General features: G+C 36.0%; 11 protein-coding genes. 9 read left to right on the top strand and 2 right to left on the bottom strand.

Annotated features, from left to right (window positions below):
• Both PHP31_07400 and gltX read right to left on the bottom strand, forming a co-directional pair.
• On the bottom strand, positions 1-3,229 hold a 3,229-nt coding region (locus tag PHP31_07400; GenBank protein ID MDD3739104.1), incomplete at its 3' end, for a carboxypeptidase regulatory-like domain-containing protein.
• 427 nt (positions 3,230-3,656) lie between these two features.
• Complete coding sequence (gltX, locus tag PHP31_07395) at positions 3,657-5,180, bottom strand: glutamate--tRNA ligase (GenBank protein MDD3739103.1); 1,524 nt, start codon at positions 5,178-5,180, stop codon at positions 3,657-3,659.
• 319 nt (positions 5,181-5,499) lie between these two features.
• Here gltX and PHP31_07390 point away from each other — a divergent pair, with 319 nt between their 5' ends.
• The 9 genes from PHP31_07390 (at position 5,500) to PHP31_07350 (ending at position 21,550) form a co-directional block, all read left to right on the top strand.
• Complete coding sequence (locus tag PHP31_07390) at positions 5,500-8,847, top strand: hypothetical protein (protein MDD3739102.1); 3,348 nt, start codon at positions 5,500-5,502, stop codon at positions 8,845-8,847.
• Complete coding sequence (gene ybeY / locus PHP31_07385) at positions 8,834-9,268, top strand: rRNA maturation RNase YbeY (protein ID MDD3739101.1); 435 nt, start codon at positions 8,834-8,836, stop codon at positions 9,266-9,268. Before PHP31_07390 ends, ybeY begins: the two co-directional genes overlap by 14 nt.
• A 25-nt stretch (positions 9,269-9,293) precedes the next feature.
• A complete protein-coding gene (gene mnmG / locus PHP31_07380; GenBank protein ID MDD3739100.1) occupies positions 9,294-11,162 on the top strand; it encodes a tRNA uridine-5-carboxymethylaminomethyl(34) synthesis enzyme MnmG in 1,869 nt (622 codons plus the stop codon).
• Between the two features lie 168 nt (positions 11,163-11,330).
• A complete protein-coding gene (locus PHP31_07375) occupies positions 11,331-12,224 on the top strand; it encodes a class I SAM-dependent methyltransferase (protein MDD3739099.1) in 894 nt (297 codons plus the stop codon).
• Between the two features lie 122 nt (positions 12,225-12,346).
• Positions 12,347-16,069 (top strand): HAMP domain-containing sensor histidine kinase, encoded by a 3,723-nt coding sequence (locus PHP31_07370; GenBank protein ID MDD3739098.1) that lies wholly within the window; start codon positions 12,347-12,349, stop codon positions 16,067-16,069.
• Positions 16,070-16,177: 108 nt separating this feature from the next.
• On the top strand, positions 16,178-17,863 hold the full coding sequence (locus PHP31_07365) for a C69 family dipeptidase (protein MDD3739097.1): 1,686 nt from the start codon (positions 16,178-16,180) through the stop codon (positions 17,861-17,863).
• Positions 17,864-17,988: 125 nt separating this feature from the next.
• Positions 17,989-18,651 carry a succinate dehydrogenase cytochrome b subunit gene (locus PHP31_07360; GenBank protein MDD3739096.1) on the top strand — a complete coding sequence of 221 codons (663 nt, stop codon included), beginning with the start codon at positions 17,989-17,991 and terminating at the stop codon, positions 18,649-18,651.
• A gap of 18 nt (positions 18,652-18,669) precedes the next feature.
• Positions 18,670-20,610 carry a fumarate reductase/succinate dehydrogenase flavoprotein subunit gene (locus PHP31_07355; protein MDD3739095.1) on the top strand — a complete coding sequence of 647 codons (1,941 nt, stop codon included), beginning with the start codon at positions 18,670-18,672 and terminating at the stop codon, positions 20,608-20,610.
• Positions 20,611-20,776: 166 nt separating this feature from the next.
• Positions 20,777-21,550, top strand: a complete 774-nt coding sequence (locus PHP31_07350; GenBank protein MDD3739094.1) for a succinate dehydrogenase/fumarate reductase iron-sulfur subunit — start codon at positions 20,777-20,779, stop codon at positions 21,548-21,550.
• Positions 21,551-21,828: the final 278 nt, after the last annotated feature.

Here is a 21,828-nt window from a genome sequence, read left to right as displayed (position 1 = left end):
CCCAGCTTCCACCATTAGTTTCGTTAATTGAGTAGCTCTTGAAAGCTTTAGGAAGCGTTTCGTCTACACCCAAAGGTACGCAGTTAGGAGCAGCAGTCATTTGACGCATTCCAAGGTAGAAGTCACCTTCAGTAATGGTAGCATCTAGACCGCCAACAGTAACCCAACCGAAGTTATCAGCAGTAGCCATAGCCACGCCAAGTTCAGTACCGGGCATTCCGTTAGCACCGTCAGCAGCGTAAACAATCACGTCGAAAGGTTGGCCTATAACGTTTCCGTTAACAGGGAAACTACCGTCTCCAACGTAGAAACGACCGCCAACTATGGTAGCAGGATAACCTCTAGGAGTGAATTTCACAGCGTTAACGTTACCGGCATCAGCCCAAGCCGTGTAGTTTTCGGCAGTACCGTCGTCATATCCTAGTTGGTAAGGACCGTGAGGCACACACCATTCAACAAGAGCTCTGGTATCTTCAGGGTTAACTTCAGCGCTAGCACAGTTAGGAGCGTTGGCAAGTTCTTTCATACTAACGTTAATAGTTGTAGTAACGTTTTCTGTAATATTGAAAGGTCTAGTTTCAGTTTGGTATCCTAACAAGTCGTATGTAGCGGTGTAGTTACCGGCAGCAAGAAGCATGCTGTAATTTCCGTTTTGGTCTGTGTATGTGGTATTACCACCAACTGTAACAGCAACGTTAAATAGAGGTTGGTTTGTACCAAATTCGGTAACAGTACCTTCTAAAGTTCCCGGTATAAGAACAGTCATAGTTGCTGGAATATTTACACTAGGATTATTTACGTCGTTAGTTACAAGCTCAATATCATCATTGTATACACCAGGAGCTGAGTAAGCACCGTTTGCATTAAACCAAACATCAACGATTTGATTTCCGTTAGCCGGAACAGTTCCTTGTTTTGGTTGTGCATCAGAAATGAAAGTTCCTGTACCTACGTATAATGTATAATCTTCAACTTCACCGTATGATGTAGCACCACATGGGTTAATGCTACCACCGTAGCGTAGTCTAATACGCATAACAACAAATCCGTCATCTATTGTTGTCGGAATAGTAATGTTAGCTGTTCCAGGGTTATTACCTGAAATAGTTTGCCCTTCTGAAGCTTCAAAAACTCCGTTTCTGTTCCAATCGAAGTGAACGTCAATAGCGTCGGAACCCCAAGCATTACCATTGCTAACAGTTAGATGATAAGTTTGTCCTTTCTCAACTTTAGCAATTAAGTGTGTATAGTTACCATATTGTGTACAAGCCGAGCTGTTATCTATGCTTGCGAATTGTACTCTCGAGATATACTCATCACAACCGCCGGAAGCTGTACAGTAAGTAGGGATACTGAGTGGAGGAAGACCTCCGTAGTTAAGGTTATAAACTAAAGTTCCTAACCCTGTATTTCCTATATTCAATCTAACAGGACCTATAGGTCTGTTTTCTCCAGCAAACAATGTGTCTTTAAGTGATGTTGGAGCATATACCAATTCAGGTGATGACCATTCAACTTCAGCACAAGCCGGAGCTGTAGCACCATCGGCATATACAGCGCTTACGCAGTATTCGTATAAGCCATATCCTGGCAATACGTCACCATTCCATGTGTTACCTGATGTAGCAACGTGAACTTGTACGCCGTTTCTGCTAATTGAATAGAATTGGAAACCGCTTCCTGGTTCAGGACGGTGGCTCCAAGAAACTATAGTATTACCGTTAAGCTGATTAGTTACAGCAGCTGTCGTCCAGCTAACAGGAGTCAATGGTGTACCCATAACTATCATGCCAACAGGGACATTAATAGTTTGGTTTACCGAAGTAAAAGTAATAACAGCCGATTCCGACTGTCCTGCTTCGTAGTCTGTAGCGTTGAAGTTAACAGCAATGTTACGGTTGTTACCAGAAGCAACAGTTCCGCTAAGTACGGGAACATCTAACCAATCATGGTTAGCTGAACTCCATCCGCCAATAGTAGCAGTCCATTCCAAAGCACCTGTTCCTGAGTTATCTATATTCAATTGACCTGTAAATACTTCGTTAGGATTAAGTACTTGGTTATATGGGTTTGGAGTAATAGCCATATTTGGCTGTTGCATTGTTATACTAATGTTTGTAGTAGTATTGGACGCTATTACTACGTTTTGTACCGTTGTAATAGTATATCCAGTAGCTTCAGCACCAACTGTGTACGAACCAACAGGTATATTATTATCACCAAAGTTAAAGGTACCGTCAGCACCTGTGGTTTGAGCCAATACACCTGCTACTGCGGGCGTCAAATACACTGTAGCACCTGCAACAGGTGTAACACCGTCAATATCGTAAACAGTACCTGCAAGAGAACCGTATGTTGCTGTGGTAAACGACCAAATTGGGTTACCAACTGCAGCACCTGATGTGTTAGAAGGTACTATTTGCCAGTAGTATTTTGTACCCTTAATTAAGTTGTTTAAGTTGTACCATCTGTTGGTAGTAGTAGCACCATTAACTAAGTTTGTAGGAGGATTATTTGTTCCAACATAAACTTTGTACTGTTCAGGACTTCCACCAGCCGGGTTAATATCCCATTGTAGCTGTGTGTTAATATGTACACCTGTAGCTCCATCAATAGGATGAGCAGCAATAACAGGTAAAGGAGGATTTGATACTTCAATCAGAACATCATCAATGTTCATATCATCACCCCAGTCCGAATAAGCATCAAATATAATGTAGTTAGTACTACCATTGTAACTTGCAGGAATGTTAAAAGTACATTCATACCAACCAGTAACGGAGCCAACTGCTGGTGCTAATGTAGGATGGCGATGTATTGTTCCTAATAAAGTTGCTCCCATTCCTGTTGGAGAAGTATTTACGTAAACATCAATGTAATCGACATAGGATGCGTAACGATTGTTTCTGTACATCCAAAACTTAACTTTTACGTTGTTTAAACCGGTTAAGTTAAAAGAAGGAGTTACGAGACTAACATTGTGTCCCCAGGACGAGTAATCACCGCTGTTAGCATAAGCTACTCCACTTCCTGTATGAGCACCTCCACCTAATGTAGATCCGCTACCACTTCGGTACCACGAAAAGTCCGTAATAGAGGTTGGATCTTTAATTGTCCAACCTGCGGGCGGGAATGTACCAGATTCAAAACTTTCAGAAATAATTACTTGTGAGAATGATGTTGCTATAGTAAAAACCATTAGGAACATCAGTGTGAATAATTTTTTCATGTTTTATTTGTGATTTAATTAATAATAATTTGATTTTTTACGTATGGGCATTAATTTTTGTCCTGGCGCCAGTGCCTCACATTATTTATTTGTTATACGTGGTAAGGCGCTCTACTTTTTTCTTTTGTTCGTGTCTTATGGTTTTAGTTAATATTTAATTTAATAGTATGTTTTATATTTAATTTTTTCAGGTTAAAATAAAAAAAACCGACCAATAAAGCAAAGATGCTTATAAGTCAGTTTGTTTATTTTGTTTTATATTTAATAAAATACTAGAAAAATCACAACACAAGAAAGAAAAGCCCATATGGGTAAATACAGGCATACCACCCAAATTGAATTTTGTAATAATTCTATTCATAGCGTTAAATATAAAACATCCCTTATACTAAAGACACTTCAAAACGGAAATACCCCTACAAGCATATTAAATATTTTTTAAACTTTTTTCAATTCTGCCCGTAACACCTTGCTTTCCAAAGGTTTGCATTATTTCCATCATTCCCGGACCGAAATTATCTCCAACAATTAATATTCTTAAAGGGTTCATAACTTGTCCGAAACCCACATTATTTTTTTCAACAAATTGTTTAGTAATTTCATGCAGGTTATCTTTGTTAAAATCAGATTCTTCAATTTTATTTAATTCGTCTAAGAACAAGTTTAACAATGTATTGGTATTTTCTTTCCAATATTTCTTAATTGCCTTTTGGTTGAATTCTTCGGGTTCAACAAAAAAGAATTTCGATTGCTCCCACAAGTCGGGTATATGTGTGAGTCTATCTGCTATCAGTTCGCAAACATTACGAACATATTCGGGTGTAGCATCAATATTATTTTCTTTTAAATAAGGTTCAAGTAGTTTTGCGAGTTTTTCGGGTGGTAGCAATACTAAATGGTTATGGTTGAACCATTTAGCCTTAGCAGGGTCAAATTGTGCTCCTGATTTGCTAATTCTGTCTATTGAAAAAACTTCTATTAGTTCTTGTACTGAAAATATTTCCTGTTCCGTTCCCGGATTCCAACCTAAAAGTGCAAGCATATTAATGACAGCCTGTGGCAGATATCCGGCTTCGCGGTAACCCGAAGATACTTCTTTTGTTTCGGGGTCTGTCCATTGTAACGGAAATACTGGGAAGCCCATTCTGTCGCCATCTCGTTTGCTCAACTTTCCGCCACCATTTGGTTTTAAAATTAAAGGCAGGTGTGCAAATTGAGGCATAACGTCTTTTATTCCTAAAAATTCGTACAAAAGAACGTGCAACGGCGCCGATGGCAACCACTCTTCGCCCCTTATAACATGCGATATCTTCATCAAATAGTCATCAACTATATTAGCTAAATGGTAGGTTGGCAAGCCGTCGGATTTGAATAAAACCTTGTCGTCCAACTGATTTGAATCAACACTGATATCACCCCTAATCATATCAGTAAAATTTACGGTAATATTTTCAGGAATCTTAACTCTAATAACGTAAGGTACGCCACTGTCAATAGTTTCTTTGAGTTGCGATTCGCTCATATTCAAAGAATTATTAAGCGAAGCTCGTGTATTTATTCCGTACTGAAATGTTTCTCCCTTTTTTTCAAAATCATTTCTAAGTTCGTTTAGTTGCTCGGGAGTATCGAAAGCGTAATATGCATGCCCGCTATCAATAAGCTGTTGAGCATATTTTACATATATATCTTTCCTCTCCGATTGTTTGTATGGTGCGTATTTCCCACCTTTTTCGGGACTTTCGTCAAAAGGAATACCCAACCAATCAAAGGATTCATTAATGTATTGTTCGGCTCCTTCAACAAAACGGGTTTGGTCGGTATCTTCTATTCTGAGAATGAATTTACCATTGTTTTGCTTAGCGAATAAATAATTGTAAAGTGCAGTACGTACACCGCCAATATGTAGCGGACCAGTCGGACTTGGAGCAAATCGAACCCTTATTTCTCTCATAATTTCAAAAATTTTAAAGTTGCAAAATTAATCATTTTTCATCAATGTTTGTATTGTGCATAAAAAGATGTTTCGTGTTACGTGCTACGTAGCTCTTAGCCTTTTGCTATTAGCCATTAGCTTTTTATTATCATTTCCGAAACTTCGGGGCTAATTACTAATTGTTCATTGATAATTGATAATTGCCAACAGCCAAAAGCCAACAGCCAAAAGCCATTTTTAATCAATGATGTTTATTGAAAAGCAAAGTTTTTTTTGTAATGTAATCTAAATCGTTAGACTTTTGTAATTTTGCAAACTAATTTGTATATTGCAAAGTATGGGCAGTGCGTACGAAAAACTAATTAAAAACGTAGAGCAGTTTATAAGAAAATATTATCTGAATAAACTGATTAAAGGCATATTATACACATTTGCCGCATTAGGCACATACTTTTTAATCATCAACTTTTTAGAATATTATTCTTGGTTCAGCACGATTATACGTTCTGTATTGTTTTATTCAATTGTATTATTGAGCGTTGTTATTATTACCTTCTTTATTGTTATCCCTATTATAAAACTGTTTCAAATTGGGAAAACATTAAGTCATAAACAAGCTGCAGTTATTATTGGGAATCATTTTCCGGAAGTAAAAGATGTTTTACTTAATACTTTGCAACTTAAGGAATTATCAGAGAATACTGTTGATAATGAGTTGATTATTGCCGGAATAAAACAAAAAACCGAACAACTTAGCCCTTTTAAGTTTTCCAACGCCGTTAATTTAAAGAACAATTTAAAATACGTTAAGTACGCTTTACCTCCCGTACTTGTCATTCTGTTGATGTTGATATTGTTCCCTTCGTTTATAGTTGAGCCATCTAAAAGGATAATAAATCATAATACAGTATTTGAGAAAAAAGCACCTTTTGATATTATTATAACAAATACTCAATTGGAAGTTGTTCAAAACGACGATTTTAAGCTTAACATACAGCTTAAAGGCGATAAAATTCCAAGCGAGCTATTTGTGGTTTCTGATAATAACATTATTGGAGCTAAAAAAAATAGTTTAACTGAATATGAATATACTTTTAAAAAAGTTCACAGCGACCTTAAATTTTATATACAAGCCGGTGAGTTTAATACCAAAGAATATTTATTGAAAGTCTTGCCAAAGCCAGTAATTTACGATTTTGATATACAGTTGACTTATCCCAAATATACCGGACTAAACAATGAAACTGTCAGTAATATGGGCGATATAAGCGTTCCTGAAGGAACTGTAGCAAAATGGAATTTTTACACAAAAGATACGGAAAAATTATGCTTCATTTCTTCTAATAGTGTCGACACGTTGGGGAATAACAAGTCTAATGTGTTTAGTAAAACTATGGTTTTGAGAAATTCTTTCGATTACGAAATTGTTTCTGCAAACAGTTTGCTTGTAAATACCGATACTTTAAGGTATAATGTAACTACTATTCCTGATTTATATCCAACTATTTCGGTTCAAGAGTATAACGATAGTATTTTTGACTACAGGCTTTATTATTTGGGCAGAATAAAAGACGATTACGGTTTTAGCCGACTTACTTTCAACTTTGAAATTAACGGAGCAGATATCGATACATCGCAAGTGATTGATATTTCCATTGCTAAAACATCAATTCAGGAGGATTTTTATTACACCACCGATTTAATGAATTTAGGCTTGAAGCCGGGTGATGAAATATCGTATTATTTTGAAGTTTTTGATAATGATGAAGTAAACGGAGCTAAATCGACTAAAAGCATATTGAAAAAATATAAAATGCCAACAAAAGAAGAATTAGATTTAGCTTCCAAAAAACGCAGAGAAGAAATGATTGAGGGTCTTACCAATTCTATTGACCAAACCAAAAACCTTAAAATGGATATTGACAACTTAAGGAAAAATCTTTTGAACAAGCCTAATATTGATTGGAAAGACAAGCAAAGCATTGAGCAATTGATGCAAAATCAGCAGAATATCGAAAATCAGATAAAAGATATAAAGCAACAAAACAAGGAAAATAATCTTAAGGAGAGTTTTAGAGAATACAGCGAGAGAGTGGTTGAAAAACAAGAAGAGTTAGAAAAGCTTCTTGATAAAATAATGTCTGACGAATTAAAAAAACTTTTTGAAGAGTTGCAAAAAATGTTGGACGATATTGATAAGGAGAAAATTTCGGATATGCTCAAAAATATAGAAGAGAGCAGCAATTCGTTAGAACAAGAGCTCGACCGTCAATTAGAACTGTTCAAACAATTGGAATTAGAGAAAAAGTTTGAGCAAATTATCAGCGACCTTGACAAACTTTCAAAAGAACAAAAAGAATTAAGCAAAGAAACCATAGATAATAAACGAAAGGACTTTCAGGAAACAGAAGAAAAGCAAAAAGAAATAAACTCTCAGTTCGATAAGATAAAAGACGATGTTAAAGATTTGCATAAAATGAACTCAGAGTTGGAAGAACCAAACAAACTTAAAAGTACCGAAAAAGAGACGCAAGATATTGATAATGAGCTTGATAATAGTTTAAAGGAAATACAAAAAAAGAATAAAAATAAAGCATCGGAGAGTCAGAATAAAGCATCGGAGCTTATGAAACAATTAAGTGAATTATTTGCACAAATGAAAATTGATATGGAAGCAGAAGGATTAGGCGAAGATATAGAAACAATGCGAAGGTTGCTTTCCAATTTGATTACGCTTTCGATAATGCAAGAAGACAACATGAAAGCTGCAAACAAAACTTCAACATCCGATCCAAAATTTCCTGAAATTATTGTGGTTCAAAAAAACATCAACGACGATATGTTATTAATAAAGGATAGTTTAGTGGCAATGAGTAAACGTCAGCAAAGCGTTGAAAGATATATTTTAAACGAAGTAACCGACGTTAATAATAACATAAACGATGCAATTTCTCTTTTGAACGAAAGAAACGTAAGAGGTGCTGCTGTTAGGCAACAATCGTCTATGACGGGAATGAACAATTTGGCTAACATGTTGGCAGATGTGCTTACCGATTTACAAGACAGTCAGATGAATTGTAAATCCGGCAAGTGTAATTCGGGTAAACCAAAGCCCGGGGCAGGCAAATCGGGTAAAATTAAATCAATGCGTCAGTTGCAAGAGCAATTGAACAAGCAACTAAATGATGCCAGAAATAAAATGCCCGGTAAAAATAAAAAAGCAGGTCAGCAAAGTATGCAGAACATGAGTGAGAGTTTGGTGAGAATGGCTGCTCAGCAGGAAGCTATCAGGAGGCAAATGCAACAAATAGCTGAAGAGATGCAGAAAAAAGGGACAGGCATAGATCCCGAAATTAAAAAGATGTTGGAAGATATGGAAAAGACAGAGATTGATATTGTAAATAAAAATATCACTCAGCAAACCATAGAACGTCAGCAGGAAATTCTAACTCGATTATTGAAGTCCGAAAAAGCTGAAATGGAAAGAGAAAAGGAAGAACGCCGCGAATCAATAGAAGGTTCGGAAATTGATAGAATTCCGCCACAGGCAATTAAGGAATTTGAAATGCAGAAGAAAAACACTAAGGAAGTTTTAGAAAAGGTTCCCTTGAACTTTACGCCTTTCTACAAAAACAAAACAGAAAAATACATTCAATCATTTGGCAACAATAATGAAAACAGGTAAGGTTAAATTTTTTACACACGGTCAGAATTATTTACCAAAGAATAGGTTAGTTCTTAGGAAATGGATAATTGATGTTGTAAAAAATGAAAACAAAACTTTTGAAGAAATTAGCTTCATTTTTTGCACCGATGAATATATTTACAATTTGAATGTAAACTATTTGCAACACGATACAAGAACAGATGTAATAACATTTGATTATACTGAAGGGAATTGCATAAGCGGAGAAATATACATCAATGTCGAGATGGTAAAAGAGAATGCCAAGACCTACGGCTGTAGCTTTGCCGATGAGATTCATAGAGTTATGGTACATGGAATTTTGCACTTGTTAGGTTATAAAGATGGCAGCAAATCCGACAAAGAAATAATGACAAAAAAGGAAGATTTTTATCTTTCTAAATTATCTTTTAATAAATAAATGTTCCACGTGAAACATTAATAAATTGTTTGAAAAGTACGACATAATAATAGTAGGAGGAGGTCACGCCGGCTGCGAAGCTGCAGCGTGTAGTGCCACAATGAAAGCTAAGACTTTGCTTATTAGTTCAAATATGAATACTTATGGGCAATTGTCGTGCAATCCTGCTATGGGAGGAATTGCGAAAGGTCAAATAATTAGAGAAATAGATGCTTTAGGAGGTTATACAGGAATTGTCAGCGATTTAAGCACTATTCAATTCCGTATGCTAAATAGAAGCAAGGGACCTGCTATGTGGAGTCCACGCTCGCAAAACGATAGAACTCTTTTTTCAATAAAATGGAGAGAGACCTTAGAAAGTTTTGAATATTTAGATTTGTGGCAGGATACCGTTACTGAAATTATCGTAAAAAATAATCAAGTTTGCGGAGTGGTAACCAAATTGGGATATAAATTCTATTCCAAAATGGTTATTCTAACTAATGGCACTTTTTTAAATGCAACTATTCATATAGGGCTAAATAAAATTAATGGAGGAAGGTACGGAGAAGAAAATGTTCAAGGTCTTACCGAAAATTTAATAAGTCATGGTTTTAAATCAGAAAAATTAAAAACCGGAACATCTGCAAGAGTTGATGGAAGAACTATTGATTTTTCTAAAATGGAAATACAGCATGGTGATGAAAATCCCGGAAAGTTTTCATTTTCCGATACAAAACCTGTAACAAATCAGAAACCTTGCTACTTAACCTATACCGATAAAATTGTACACGAAATTTTAAGCACAGGATTTGATAAATCGCCATTACTGCAAGGCGTTATACAAGGAGTTGGTCCGAGATATTGTCCATCTATTGAAGATAAAATCCAAAAATTTTCTGATAAAGAAAAACATTTAATATTTGTTGAGCCAGAAGGTTGGAACACTAACGAATATTATTTAAACGGTTTTTCTTCGTCGTTGCCAGCCGAAGTTCAATACCAAGCTCTGAAACAAATAAAAGGTTTAGAAAACGCTAAAATCTATCGTCCGGGTTATGCCATAGAATACGATTATTTTTCTCCTTTGCAATTATACTCGACTTTGGAGACCAAATTGGTTGAAAATTTGTTTTTCGCAGGACAAATAAACGGCACTACAGGCTACGAGGAAGCAGCAGCGCAAGGTTTGTATGCAGCTGTTAACGCTGTAATGAAGCTCAGAAACCAAAATGAATTTATTTTAAAAAGGTCTGAAGCGTACATAGGTGTTTTAGTCGACGATTTGACAACAAAGGGCGTTGACGAACCGTATAGAATGTTTACTTCAAGAGCAGAGCATAGAATTTTATTACGTCAGGATAATGCTGATACCCGGCTTACTCAAAAAAGCTACGAATTAGGATTAGCATCGCAACAAAGATTTGATAAATGGAGAGAAAAGAGCGATAGAATAAATTCGGTTATTCAATTGATTAATGAAAAAAGTATAGCTCCAGACGAAATAAACGACTATTTGACTAGTATTAATTCTGCTGAAATAAAGCAAAAATTTAAAATTGTAAATCTCGTTCTACGTCCGGAAATATCTTTGCCCGAACTTATCAAAAATGTTAATCCCGAAAATGAATTATCGACATTTTCTGATTACGATTCAGAAATTATCGAGAATGCCGAAATAGAAATTAAATACAAAACATATATAGAGAAGGAAGCGGAAATAGCAAACAAGCTGTCGAAATTTGAAGACTTGAAACTCAAACCCGATTTTGATTACAACAAGCTACAATCTTTGTCAACGGAAGCTAGACAAAAACTTATGGCAATAAAGCCTAAAAATATAGGACAAGCATCGCGAATAAGCGGAGTTTCGCCTTCTGACATTGCTGTACTGCTTGTATATTTAGGAAAGTAAAGAAAAAGTTCCACGTGGAACGGGAGAGTTCCGAGTTTTGAGTTTCGAGTTTCGAGTACCCCAATTCAGAACTCTCCCAAACTTAGGGGCCGACTCAAAACTCACAAATCACAGCTAACGGCTAAAAGCTAAAAGCCAACAGCCAGATATTAATTGATAATTGAAAAAATGAAAACGATTGAAAAGTGCCCAATATGCAATAATAATAAATTAAGCGAATGGCTTAAAACTAAGGACTATTTTCTGACCGATGAAGAGTTTGTGATAACGCAATGTGAAAGTTGTGGTTTTAAATTTACCAATCCGCAACCCGAAGAAGAAAATTTATACAAGTACTACGAAACAGAAAACTACATTTCGCATAGTCAAAAAAATCAATCGGGGATAATTAGCAAACTTTACAACTTTGTAAAAATTTTCAATACAAAAAGCAAGTACAAAACAATTAAAAAATATATTGATAAAGGTAGTCTGTTAGATATTGGAGCCGGAAACGGATATTTTGCAAACTACATGAAAACTAAAAATTGGCAAGTCGATGGAGTTGAGCCAAACATAACCGCTAGAAAATATGCACAAGACAATTTTTTAATCGAGCTGAAAGATGAAGATTTTTTGGATGAAACCGAACACAAAAAGTACGATGTAATAACAATGTGGCACGTGCTTGAACATGTGAGCAAACTTAGCGAAAGAATTACACAAATAAGCAGGCTGATAAAAAACAACGGCAAAATTTTTATTGCAGTACCAAATATAAATTCCAAAGATGCCGAATTTTACAAAAAATATTGGGCAGGATTGGATACACCCCGACATTTATGGCATTTTTCGGAGAAAGATATAAAAAACCTGCTTCAAAATACTGATTTACAGCTAATTAAAACTAAAGGGCTCAAATTCGACTCGTTTTATATCAGCATTATGAGCGAAAAAAACATAAATAAGAAAGGAAATATTTTTAGAGCAATTTATATCGGCTTGATATCTAATTTATTTTATGCAAAAAAAAGGGGTTATTCCAGTATGATTTATATTTTAGCAAAAAAAAGTACTAAATAATTTACTTTTATCTTTATGGATGTATTTGTAAAAACTAAGAAAATATTAAGCAAATAGCCCTTTAAAAAACAAAAGTCCTGAAAGCCAATAAAGACGCCTGACACACGCAACCTATAAGTAAAATGCTGACAAAAAAAGTATATAAGTCGAAAATTAGAAACTTACTGATAAGTTTAATTATTGCTTTTGGGTCGGCTTTGCTTTTACAATACGTTTATTATTATTTCAATACCGAAAAAATAACTGTCTCAAGAGTTCAGAAAAAAATAATCGCTTTTGAAAACAGATTAGACGAAAAAATAGAAGAAATCAGTTTGCTTAAGTTAGACGACCAATCGTCGGTTAGAAATTATCTGCATCAGCATTATAAAAATTTGTACAAGGAAGACAAAACCGAAGTCGTAATCTATAAAAATGACAGTCTGACTTATTGGTCGGACAACGTTTATCCTGCAGAGCAGATATTAACGTACACGAATAAACAAACTCAGGTAGTTAAAAAGGGAAACGGATTTTATTTGCAAAAGCAAAAGAAAGTCGGCGAATACACAGTTGTAGGCGTTGAATTGATAAAATATAGTTATCCGTACAAAAACAAATACTTACCCGACGAGTTCAATAAAGCTCTGAAAGTAAACAGCAATTACATCATAAATTTAGATACTTCCGAAGAAAATCCCATATTCGACAGCGACAACAACTACCTATTTTCGCTTAAGGCTCCACAGCAAAAAAAACAGCTCAGAGATAGAATTATTTATATAAGCAGCATATTGTACATTGCTTCGCTAATACTGCTGATTTCGTTTATATACTTTTCGATTTTGTACATATTCAGACATAAGAAACAGAAAGTAATTCCCAATCTGCTATTTGTTTTGTTAGTGATACTGTTAAGGTACATACAACAGAATTACAAAATACCCGATATATTTTACAACACAAGTCTGTTCGACCCGTACCATTACGCAACATCAAGCATTTTGCCTTCAATTGGCGACTTTTTGCTCAATATGATTGCGATTTTGCAAATTACATTTTTGCTGACCAAATACAACCCTCTAAAACTTCAAAAAAACCTTTCAAAAAAATATGCTCTTGTCGTCGAAGTAGCATTACAACTAATATTGATAGGTGTAATATACATGACAGCATATTTAATTCGTACTCTGATTTTAAACTCTACCATAGATTACGATTTTGAGAACATTTTGTCGTTAGACGCCGTATCGCACTACGCAATAATGGGAATAGCCTGCGTTTTATTAATATTGTTTTTTTACAGCCATTGGTATTATACATCTTCAGTTAAACATATTAGCGCAAAACAAAAACAGATAATAAGTCTGACTATAATAACTATTATAATAGTGTTCAGTTTATTAAAAAGCGGAACATTATTGAGTTCGGAAATAATTCTTGTTATAGTCTTTTTTGCATTGAGTTTTATTAAAGATGCATCATTCGTTAAATCGAACAACAACGTACTTAGAATTATTATTATCTCTGTACTGAGTATTTACGGGACATTTATAATAAACAGAACCGAAGATATTAGAGAAAGAAACAACAGAAAAATTATAGTCGCACAGTTGGCTGATGCGAGAGACAATATGCTTGAATTTTACTTTGAAGCGACTAAAAAAGACATATCTGCCGATACCACAATTAAAAATCTGATAAATAATTGTCCCAATAGCTCCACCGAAAATGAAATCATTAACTACATATACCAAAAGCATTTAAACGGATTTTGGGACAGATATCAAACTCGCATAACCATATGTAATGCACAAAAGAAACTTATAATTGAACCCCAAAATGTAGAAGAAAATTGCAACGAGTATTTCAGCAATTATATTTCAAACTACATGAGACCCATTAGTACAAGCGGATTGTACTTTTTGAGGCAATCGGTGGACGTGATGTATTACATGGGTAAAATTACATTCGACAGCGAAAGCGACGAAACTTTCACTATTTACATAGAAATAACTTCAAACAAGCTGTGGAAAAGCGAAGGCTATCCCGAACTGCTCATCGAAAATGTTAAACACAATTCTTTGAACAATTACTCTTACGCATATTATCTGAATAATGAACTTATACGAAATGTCGGCGATTTCTCATACGATGTCGAGTTTCACCCTGCTTTTGAAGAAGATAATATGTACTACATAAACTTTCAAGATCATTCGCATTTGGTTTATTCGCCAAACAGCGAGACAACAGTACTGCTTTCGTTGAAAAATGATACGATTGTGGAAGTGATTTCGCCTTTTGCATATCTCTTAGTTTTGATGATTTTGTACACAGTTGCTATTTTAATTTTAAGCAGCAATATCAAAAACGATTTCAAAATCTCGTACGTATCCTTAAGGGACAAGGTGCAAATAGGCGTTATTATTTTAGTAATATTTATAACTCTAATATTAGCGACAATCAGTCTAAACGTTATATATCAAATAAATAGAGAACAAACGGTAGAACTACTTAAGCAAAAGCTGAACACTATAGTCTTAGAAATTGAAAGCCATCCCGAAATAATTTATTATTTATCGGGCGAAACTGATGATGAAGAAAAAGAAGATATAATTAGCACAACACTTACAAACCTTTCTGACAGGTATTTTACCGACATCATAATATACGACAATAAAGGTTTTGTTAAATCTTCGTCAAGGAGCAAAATCTTCGATAAAGAATTAGTATCCGAACAAATAAACGCAGATTGTTTTTATAGATTAGAAGTAAACAAAAAAACCTTCGTTTTCAACGAAGAAAACATCGGAACTTATAAGTACCTATCGGCATACACGCCCATTCGTAACTACGATAACAAATCGGTGGCAATAATTAACATGCCTTATTACACAAAGCAAGACGATATAGTTAAAAAAACATCTAACGTTATTATTGCTTTCTCAAACGTTTACATAGTTATAACCATAATTACTCTGTTTTTGGCTTATGTTGTTACTTCGTACATAACCAAACCTTTACAGATAATTGCAAACAAGTTCAGAAAAGTAAAAATAGGCGATACTAATGCGAAAATAGAATGGCACAGAGATGATGAAATAGGCAAGCTGATTGAAGAATACAACAGAATGATAGACGAGCTTGCAAAAAACGCCGAAATTCTAGCAAAAACAGAACGAGAAGGAGCATGGCAGCAGATGGCAAAACAAGTTGCACACGAAATTAAAAATCCGCTAACGCCTATCAAACTTAGCACACAGCTCTTAATGAAGGCATGGGAAGAAGACAGTCCCGATAAAGAAGAGCGACTCAAAAAATTTGCCGAAACTCTCATCACGCAAATTGATACACTTTCAACCATAGCAAGCGAATTTTCCGATTTCGCACAAATGCCTAAGCCAATAATTGAAAAAATTGACATTATACCAATTATTCAACAATCGGTTGAAATTTTTAAAGGACAAAAGAACAGAAGTATAATTCTGAACAACAAATACTCTAAATGTTTTGTTTACGCCGACAGCAACCACATGCTTCGGGTTTTCAATAATGTTATAAAAAACGCTTTACAATCTATACCCACGTACAAAAAGGGCATTGTTGAAATAGAAATAATCGCCAACACCGACAAAGAAAAATGCCTAATTTCTGTAAAAGACAACGGTATGGGAATTCCAAAGGAAAAGCAAAGCAGAATATTTTCGCCTGAATTTACTACCAAAACCACAGGAATGGGTTTAGGATTGGCAATGTGCAAAAACATTATTATTGAAACCAACGGAAGGATATGGTTTGAAACTGCCGAAAACGTCGGAACAACTTTCTTTATAGAGATACCTTTGAGCGAAGTGCAAAATTCGTAAATGATAAAATAATCCAAAAATATTTTATCGTAAGCAAATTATGTATATATTTGTCAACGCTAATAATACTTGAATTATATCTAAATTTAAACAAAATAATAAATGCTTATGAAACATTTTTTAACACTGACTCTAATTGCAGCTTTAACGGTAACAATGGGTTACAAAGCAAACGCTTGCACAAATTTTATGGTAACAAAAGGAGCTTCAAAAGACGGCTCCAACTTTGTCAGCTATTCAGCCGACTCGCACGCACTTTACGGCGAATTATACTATTGGAAAGCTGCTAAATATCCGGCAGGAACCATGTTAGACATTTACGAATGGGATTCCGGAAAATACAAAGGACAAATTGAACAAGCTCTTGAAACCTACAACGTTGTAGGAAACATGAACGAGCATCAATTAGCTATTGCCGAAACCACTTATGGTGGCAGATCTGAATTGGTTGATACAACCGGCATTATGGACTACGGTAGCCTAATATACATAACGCTTCAAAGAGCTAAAACTGCTCGCGAAGCTATTGACGTTATCGCCGACCTTGTTGTAAAATACGGTTACGCCAGCTCAGGAGAGTCATTCTCAATCAGCGACCCCAACGAAATTTGGTACATGGAGCTAATAGGTAAAGGAAGTCCTAAACTTGTAACAGGTAAAAACAAAAAAACAACCATAAAACACGACAAAGGAGCTGTTTGGGTTGCAATTCGCATTCCCGACGGATACGTTTCGGGACACGCAAATCAAGCTCGTATTCACAAATTCAACCAAAACGACCCCGAAAATTGCATATTCTCATCCGATGTTATCAGCTTTGCTAGAGAAAACGGATATTTTAATGGAGATGATAAAGATTTCAGTTTCTGCGATGCTTACGCACCAATCGATTTCGGCGCAGCCAGATTTTGCGAAGCTAGAGTTTGGAGCGGTTTTAACAGAATTACCGACGGAATGGATAAATATCTTGATTTTGCAAAAGGCGAAAACCTTACCAACAAAATGCCTTTGTACGTAAAACCTAATCATAAACTATCACGCAAGGAAGTTTTCGGACTTATGAGAGATTACTACCAAGATACCGACCTTGATATGAGCAAAGATATTGGTGGCGGTCCTTACAATTCTATTGTCAGATGGAGACCAATGACATGGAAAGTCGATGGTGTTGAGTATTTCCACGAAAGAGCTACCAGCACACAACAAACAGGCTTTGTTTTTGTAGCTGAGTCAAGACCTGCACCAATAAACACTTTGGGTGGTATTATTTGGTTTGGAGTTGACGATACCTACACAACTGTATTCACTCCTATGTACTCGTGTATGACGAGAGTACCTATAGAATATGCCGTTGGAAACGGAGACCTTATGGAATTTAGCGACAATGCGGCATTTTGGGTATTTAATCAGGTTAGTAATTTAGCTTACACCCGCTACAGCGACATGATTAAAGATATACAACCAAAACAAAGCGAATTAGAAGAATACTACTTCTCGTTGATCCCAGTGGTTGACAAAATTGCTCAGGAAAAATATCGTCAAAATCCCGAAGAAGCAATTGAGTTCCTGACAAACTTCTCAGTTTCGCAAGGTGCTAATACTGTTAGAGAGTGGAAACAATTGTACAGATTTCTTTTTACTAAATATTTAGATGGTAATATCAAAACCCCACGCGAAGTTCCCGCAGGCTATAAATATTATGCGCCTAAAATTGAACAACCGGGTTATAGCGAAGAATATTACAGAAATCTTATAAAAGTTACAGGCGATAAATTTAAAGTAATTCAACATTAAAGAAAAAGATAGCAATTCTCTTATGCATAAGAGAACAAGATTTTATGTTTGTATGCTGAATTGCTTCTTCATTCGATGAAAACGCATAATTTGAAAAATTACATTAAATCAAATAATAAAGACATATGAAAAGTAAACTATTGCATTTCTCGTCAATTACGAAAAAAATAATAATGGCTCTGAGCGGATTGTTTCTTATAACTTTCCTGCTCGTACACCTTACTATTAACTTGTTTTTACTGAGCAACGACGGCGGAGTATTTTACGGAAAAGCCGTTGACTTTATGACAAGCAATCTGATTATCAAAATATTTGAATATGTATTGATGTTCGGTTTCTTGCTACACATTATTTTGGGTATAATCATTCAGATAAAAAACTGGCGTTCGAGACCTATCAGATACAAGATTGAAGGATTTTCGCACACTTCGTTTTTTTCCAAATACATGATACATACCGGAATAATAGTATTATTATTTTTGCTAATACACTTCTTTAACTTTTATTTCGTAAAGTTAGGTTGGGTCTCTGCCCCCGAAGGTGTTGATACTCTCGATTTTTATAATATGTGTCATCTGTTGTTTTCAAACGGATACTACGTTGTATTATATACTATTCTGATGGTTTTCTTAGGATTTCACCTAAACCATGCATTTCAATCGGCTTTTCTGACCATGGGATTACACCACAGTAAATACACGCCATTTATTAAATTTTGCGGTCTGCTGTATTCAATATTAGTTCCCTTGGGATTTGCAATTATACCCATTTATATTTATTTCACATAATCTTTTACAATACAAAAAATGATAGAATTTAAATCAAAAGTACCTGAAGGTCCGCTAGAAAATAAATGGACAAAGTACAAAGAAGAAATAAATCTAGTAAACCCTGCAAACAAAAGAAAACTAGATATAATAGTAGTTGGAACCGGCTTAGCCGGAGCGTCTGCTGCTGCATCGTTAGGCGAGTTGGGATTTAATGTTAAGGTGTTTTGTTTCTCAGATAGTCCCCGACGTGCCCATAGTATTGCAGCACAAGGTGGTATAAACGCAGCCAAAAATTATCAAAACGACGGCGACAGCGTTTACCGACTTTTTCATGATACTATAAAAGGCGGCGATTACAGAGCTCGCGAAGCCAACGTATATAGACTTGCAGAACTAAGCAACGCAATCATCGACCAGTCAGTTGCTACAGGAGTTCCTTTTGCACGCGACTACGGCGGATTGATAATGAACCGCTCATTTGGTGGCTCTTTGGTATCACGTACGTTCTATGCAAGAGGTCAGACCGGACAACAGCTTCTGATAGGAGCCTATAGCGCTATGAGCCGACAAATTGAAAAAGGCACCGTAAAGCTATATACCAGAAATGAAATGATGGACGTAGTTATAGTCGATGGCAAAGTTAGAGGTATTATTTCCAGAGATATGACTAATGGAGAAATACAACGACATTCGGCTCACGTAGTTATTTTAGCTACCGGCGGATATGGAAACGTATTCTTTTTATCAACAAATGCCATGGCTAGCAACGGCAGTGCTGTGTGGAAAGCGTACAAAAAAGGAGCTATGTTTGCCAACCCCTGTTTTTCGCAAATTCACCCAACTTGTATTCCTGTCGATGGCGACTATCAATCTAAGCTTACGCTTATGAGCGAAAGCCTTAGAAACGACGGTAGAATTTGGGTTCCTAAAAACAAAGAAGATGCAGAAGCCATTAGAAATGGAAAAATGCAACCCGAAGATATTGCGGAAGAGGACAGAGATTACTACTTAGAACGCAGATATCCAGCCTTTGGTAACTTAGTTCCACGAGATGTTGCATCAAGAGCTGCAAAAGAACGTTGCGACGCAGGTTACGGAGTTGGAAAATCAGGATTTGCAGTTTATTTAGATTTTAAAGAAGCTATAGAAAGATTGGGTAAAGATGCTGTAGAAGAAAGGTATGGCAACTTATTCCAGATGTACTACAAAATAGTCGATAAAAATCCTTACGAAACACCTATGATGATATATCCGGCTGTTCACTACACTATGGGAGGTTTGTGGGTCGATTATGAATTGCAATCAACTCTCGAAGGTTTGTTTGTCGCCGGCGAAGCCAACTTCTCCGATCACGGCGCTAACAGATTGGGTGCATCTGCGCTTATGCAAGGTCTAGCCGATGGGTACTTTATTCTGCCTTATACTATTCAAAACTACTTGGCAGACCAAATAAAAGTAAAACGTATTGATACCAATCTTCCTGAATTTGAAGAAGCTGAAAAGGCAGTTAGGAGTCAAATAGACAAACTGCTTAACATAAAAGGCAAGCACAGTGTCGATCATTTCCACAAAAAATTAGGAAATATCATGTGGGAATACGTTGGAATGTCGAGAAATAAGGAAGGACTTGCAAAAGCTGTTGATCTGATAAAGGAACTTAAAGAAGAGTTTTGGAAGGATTTGAATGTTCCGGGAACCAATGAAGAAATGAACATGGAGCTTGAAAAAGCCTTACGACTTGCCGACTACTTTGAAATAGGCGAACTTATGGCTCATGATGCTATACACAGAGAAGAATCATGTGGTGGGCATTTCAGAGAAGAGCACCAAACAGAAGACGGCGAAACCAAGCGTAACGACAAAGATTTTATGTATGTTTCGATTTGGGAATACAAAGGCGAAGGCAACAAGCCGGTAATGCACAAAGAACAACTTAATTACAAGTTTGTTGATGTTGAACAAAGGTCATATAAATAAAATCAAGAAATGAATATGCAGATTTCAGTAAGGTTGGAAGTCGGAAGACCGAAGTCGGAAGTTATAGATTACGTGGTTCGTGGTTCGCACCCTGTAACACACACCAATCACCGACCACCAATCACCAACCACCACAGCTGCACATTGACATTAAAACAATAAAACCATGAAATTCAAATTAAAAGTATGGCGTCAAAAAAATGCCAAAGCAAAAGGTAAATTTGAAACGTATATCGTTGATAATATTAGCGAACACGCTTCTTTTTTTGAAATGTTAGACATATTAAACAATCAACTTGTTGAAGAAGGAAAAGACCCTGTCGCATTCGACCACGATTGCCGTGAAGGAATATGCGGCACTTGTAGTCTGTACATCAACGGACGTCCGCACGGTCCCGACGACGCTATTACGACCTGTCAGCTGTACATGAGAAAGTTTAAAAACAACAGCACCATATACGTCGAACCGTGGAGGTCGGCGGCTTTTCCGGTTATTAAAGACTTAGTTGTCGATAGAAATGCATTTGAAAAAATTATGCAAGCAGGAGGCTATATCTCTGTCAATACCGGCGGTGTGCCCGATGCTAACGCAATCCCAATTGCTAAAGATAAATCAGATTTGGCAATGGATGCTGCTTCCTGTATAGGTTGCGGAGCCTGCGTTGCGGCTTGTAAAAATGCTTCGGCTATGCTTTTTGTTGCAGCAAAAGTGTCGCACCTTGCATTATTACCACAAGGCAAAGTTGAGGCGTACCATAGAGTTGAAAAAATGGTTGCCAAAATGGACGAATTAGGTTTTGGTAACTGCACTAATACAGGAGCTTGCGAAGCAGAATGTCCGAAAGAAGTTTCTATGGACTTTATTGCACGACTCAACAGAGAATTTATTGGAACTAAATTAGGCAAACAGAAAAAGAAGAAAGTTATAGGGTCTATTTAATTTCCTTTTTGTACGATGAAACCTTGAAGTTGGCGGTGCGTGTTTCGGGTTCGACATTTTCGGTCACTGAGTGCCGAAGGCTATCGGGTTTCGGTAAACTCAGCCACCAAAGTGCCGAAAATGTTGGTGTTTCTAATTTCTGACTTTGGTTGCTGAGTATTCTAAGTTAAAAACAAATTATTTTTAAGTTTTTTTTAAAAATTTATCTTTGGTGTTTCAAACAGCCAGTCTATAGTACGGTTCATCTCGTTTTACTACGGCAAAAACACGATATACCA

It is taken from the genome of Lentimicrobiaceae bacterium, assembly GCA_028697555.1.
GTDB lineage: Bacteria > Bacteroidota > Bacteroidia > Bacteroidales > UBA4417 > UBA4417.
This window is presented reverse-complemented; position numbering and strand designations above follow the sequence as displayed.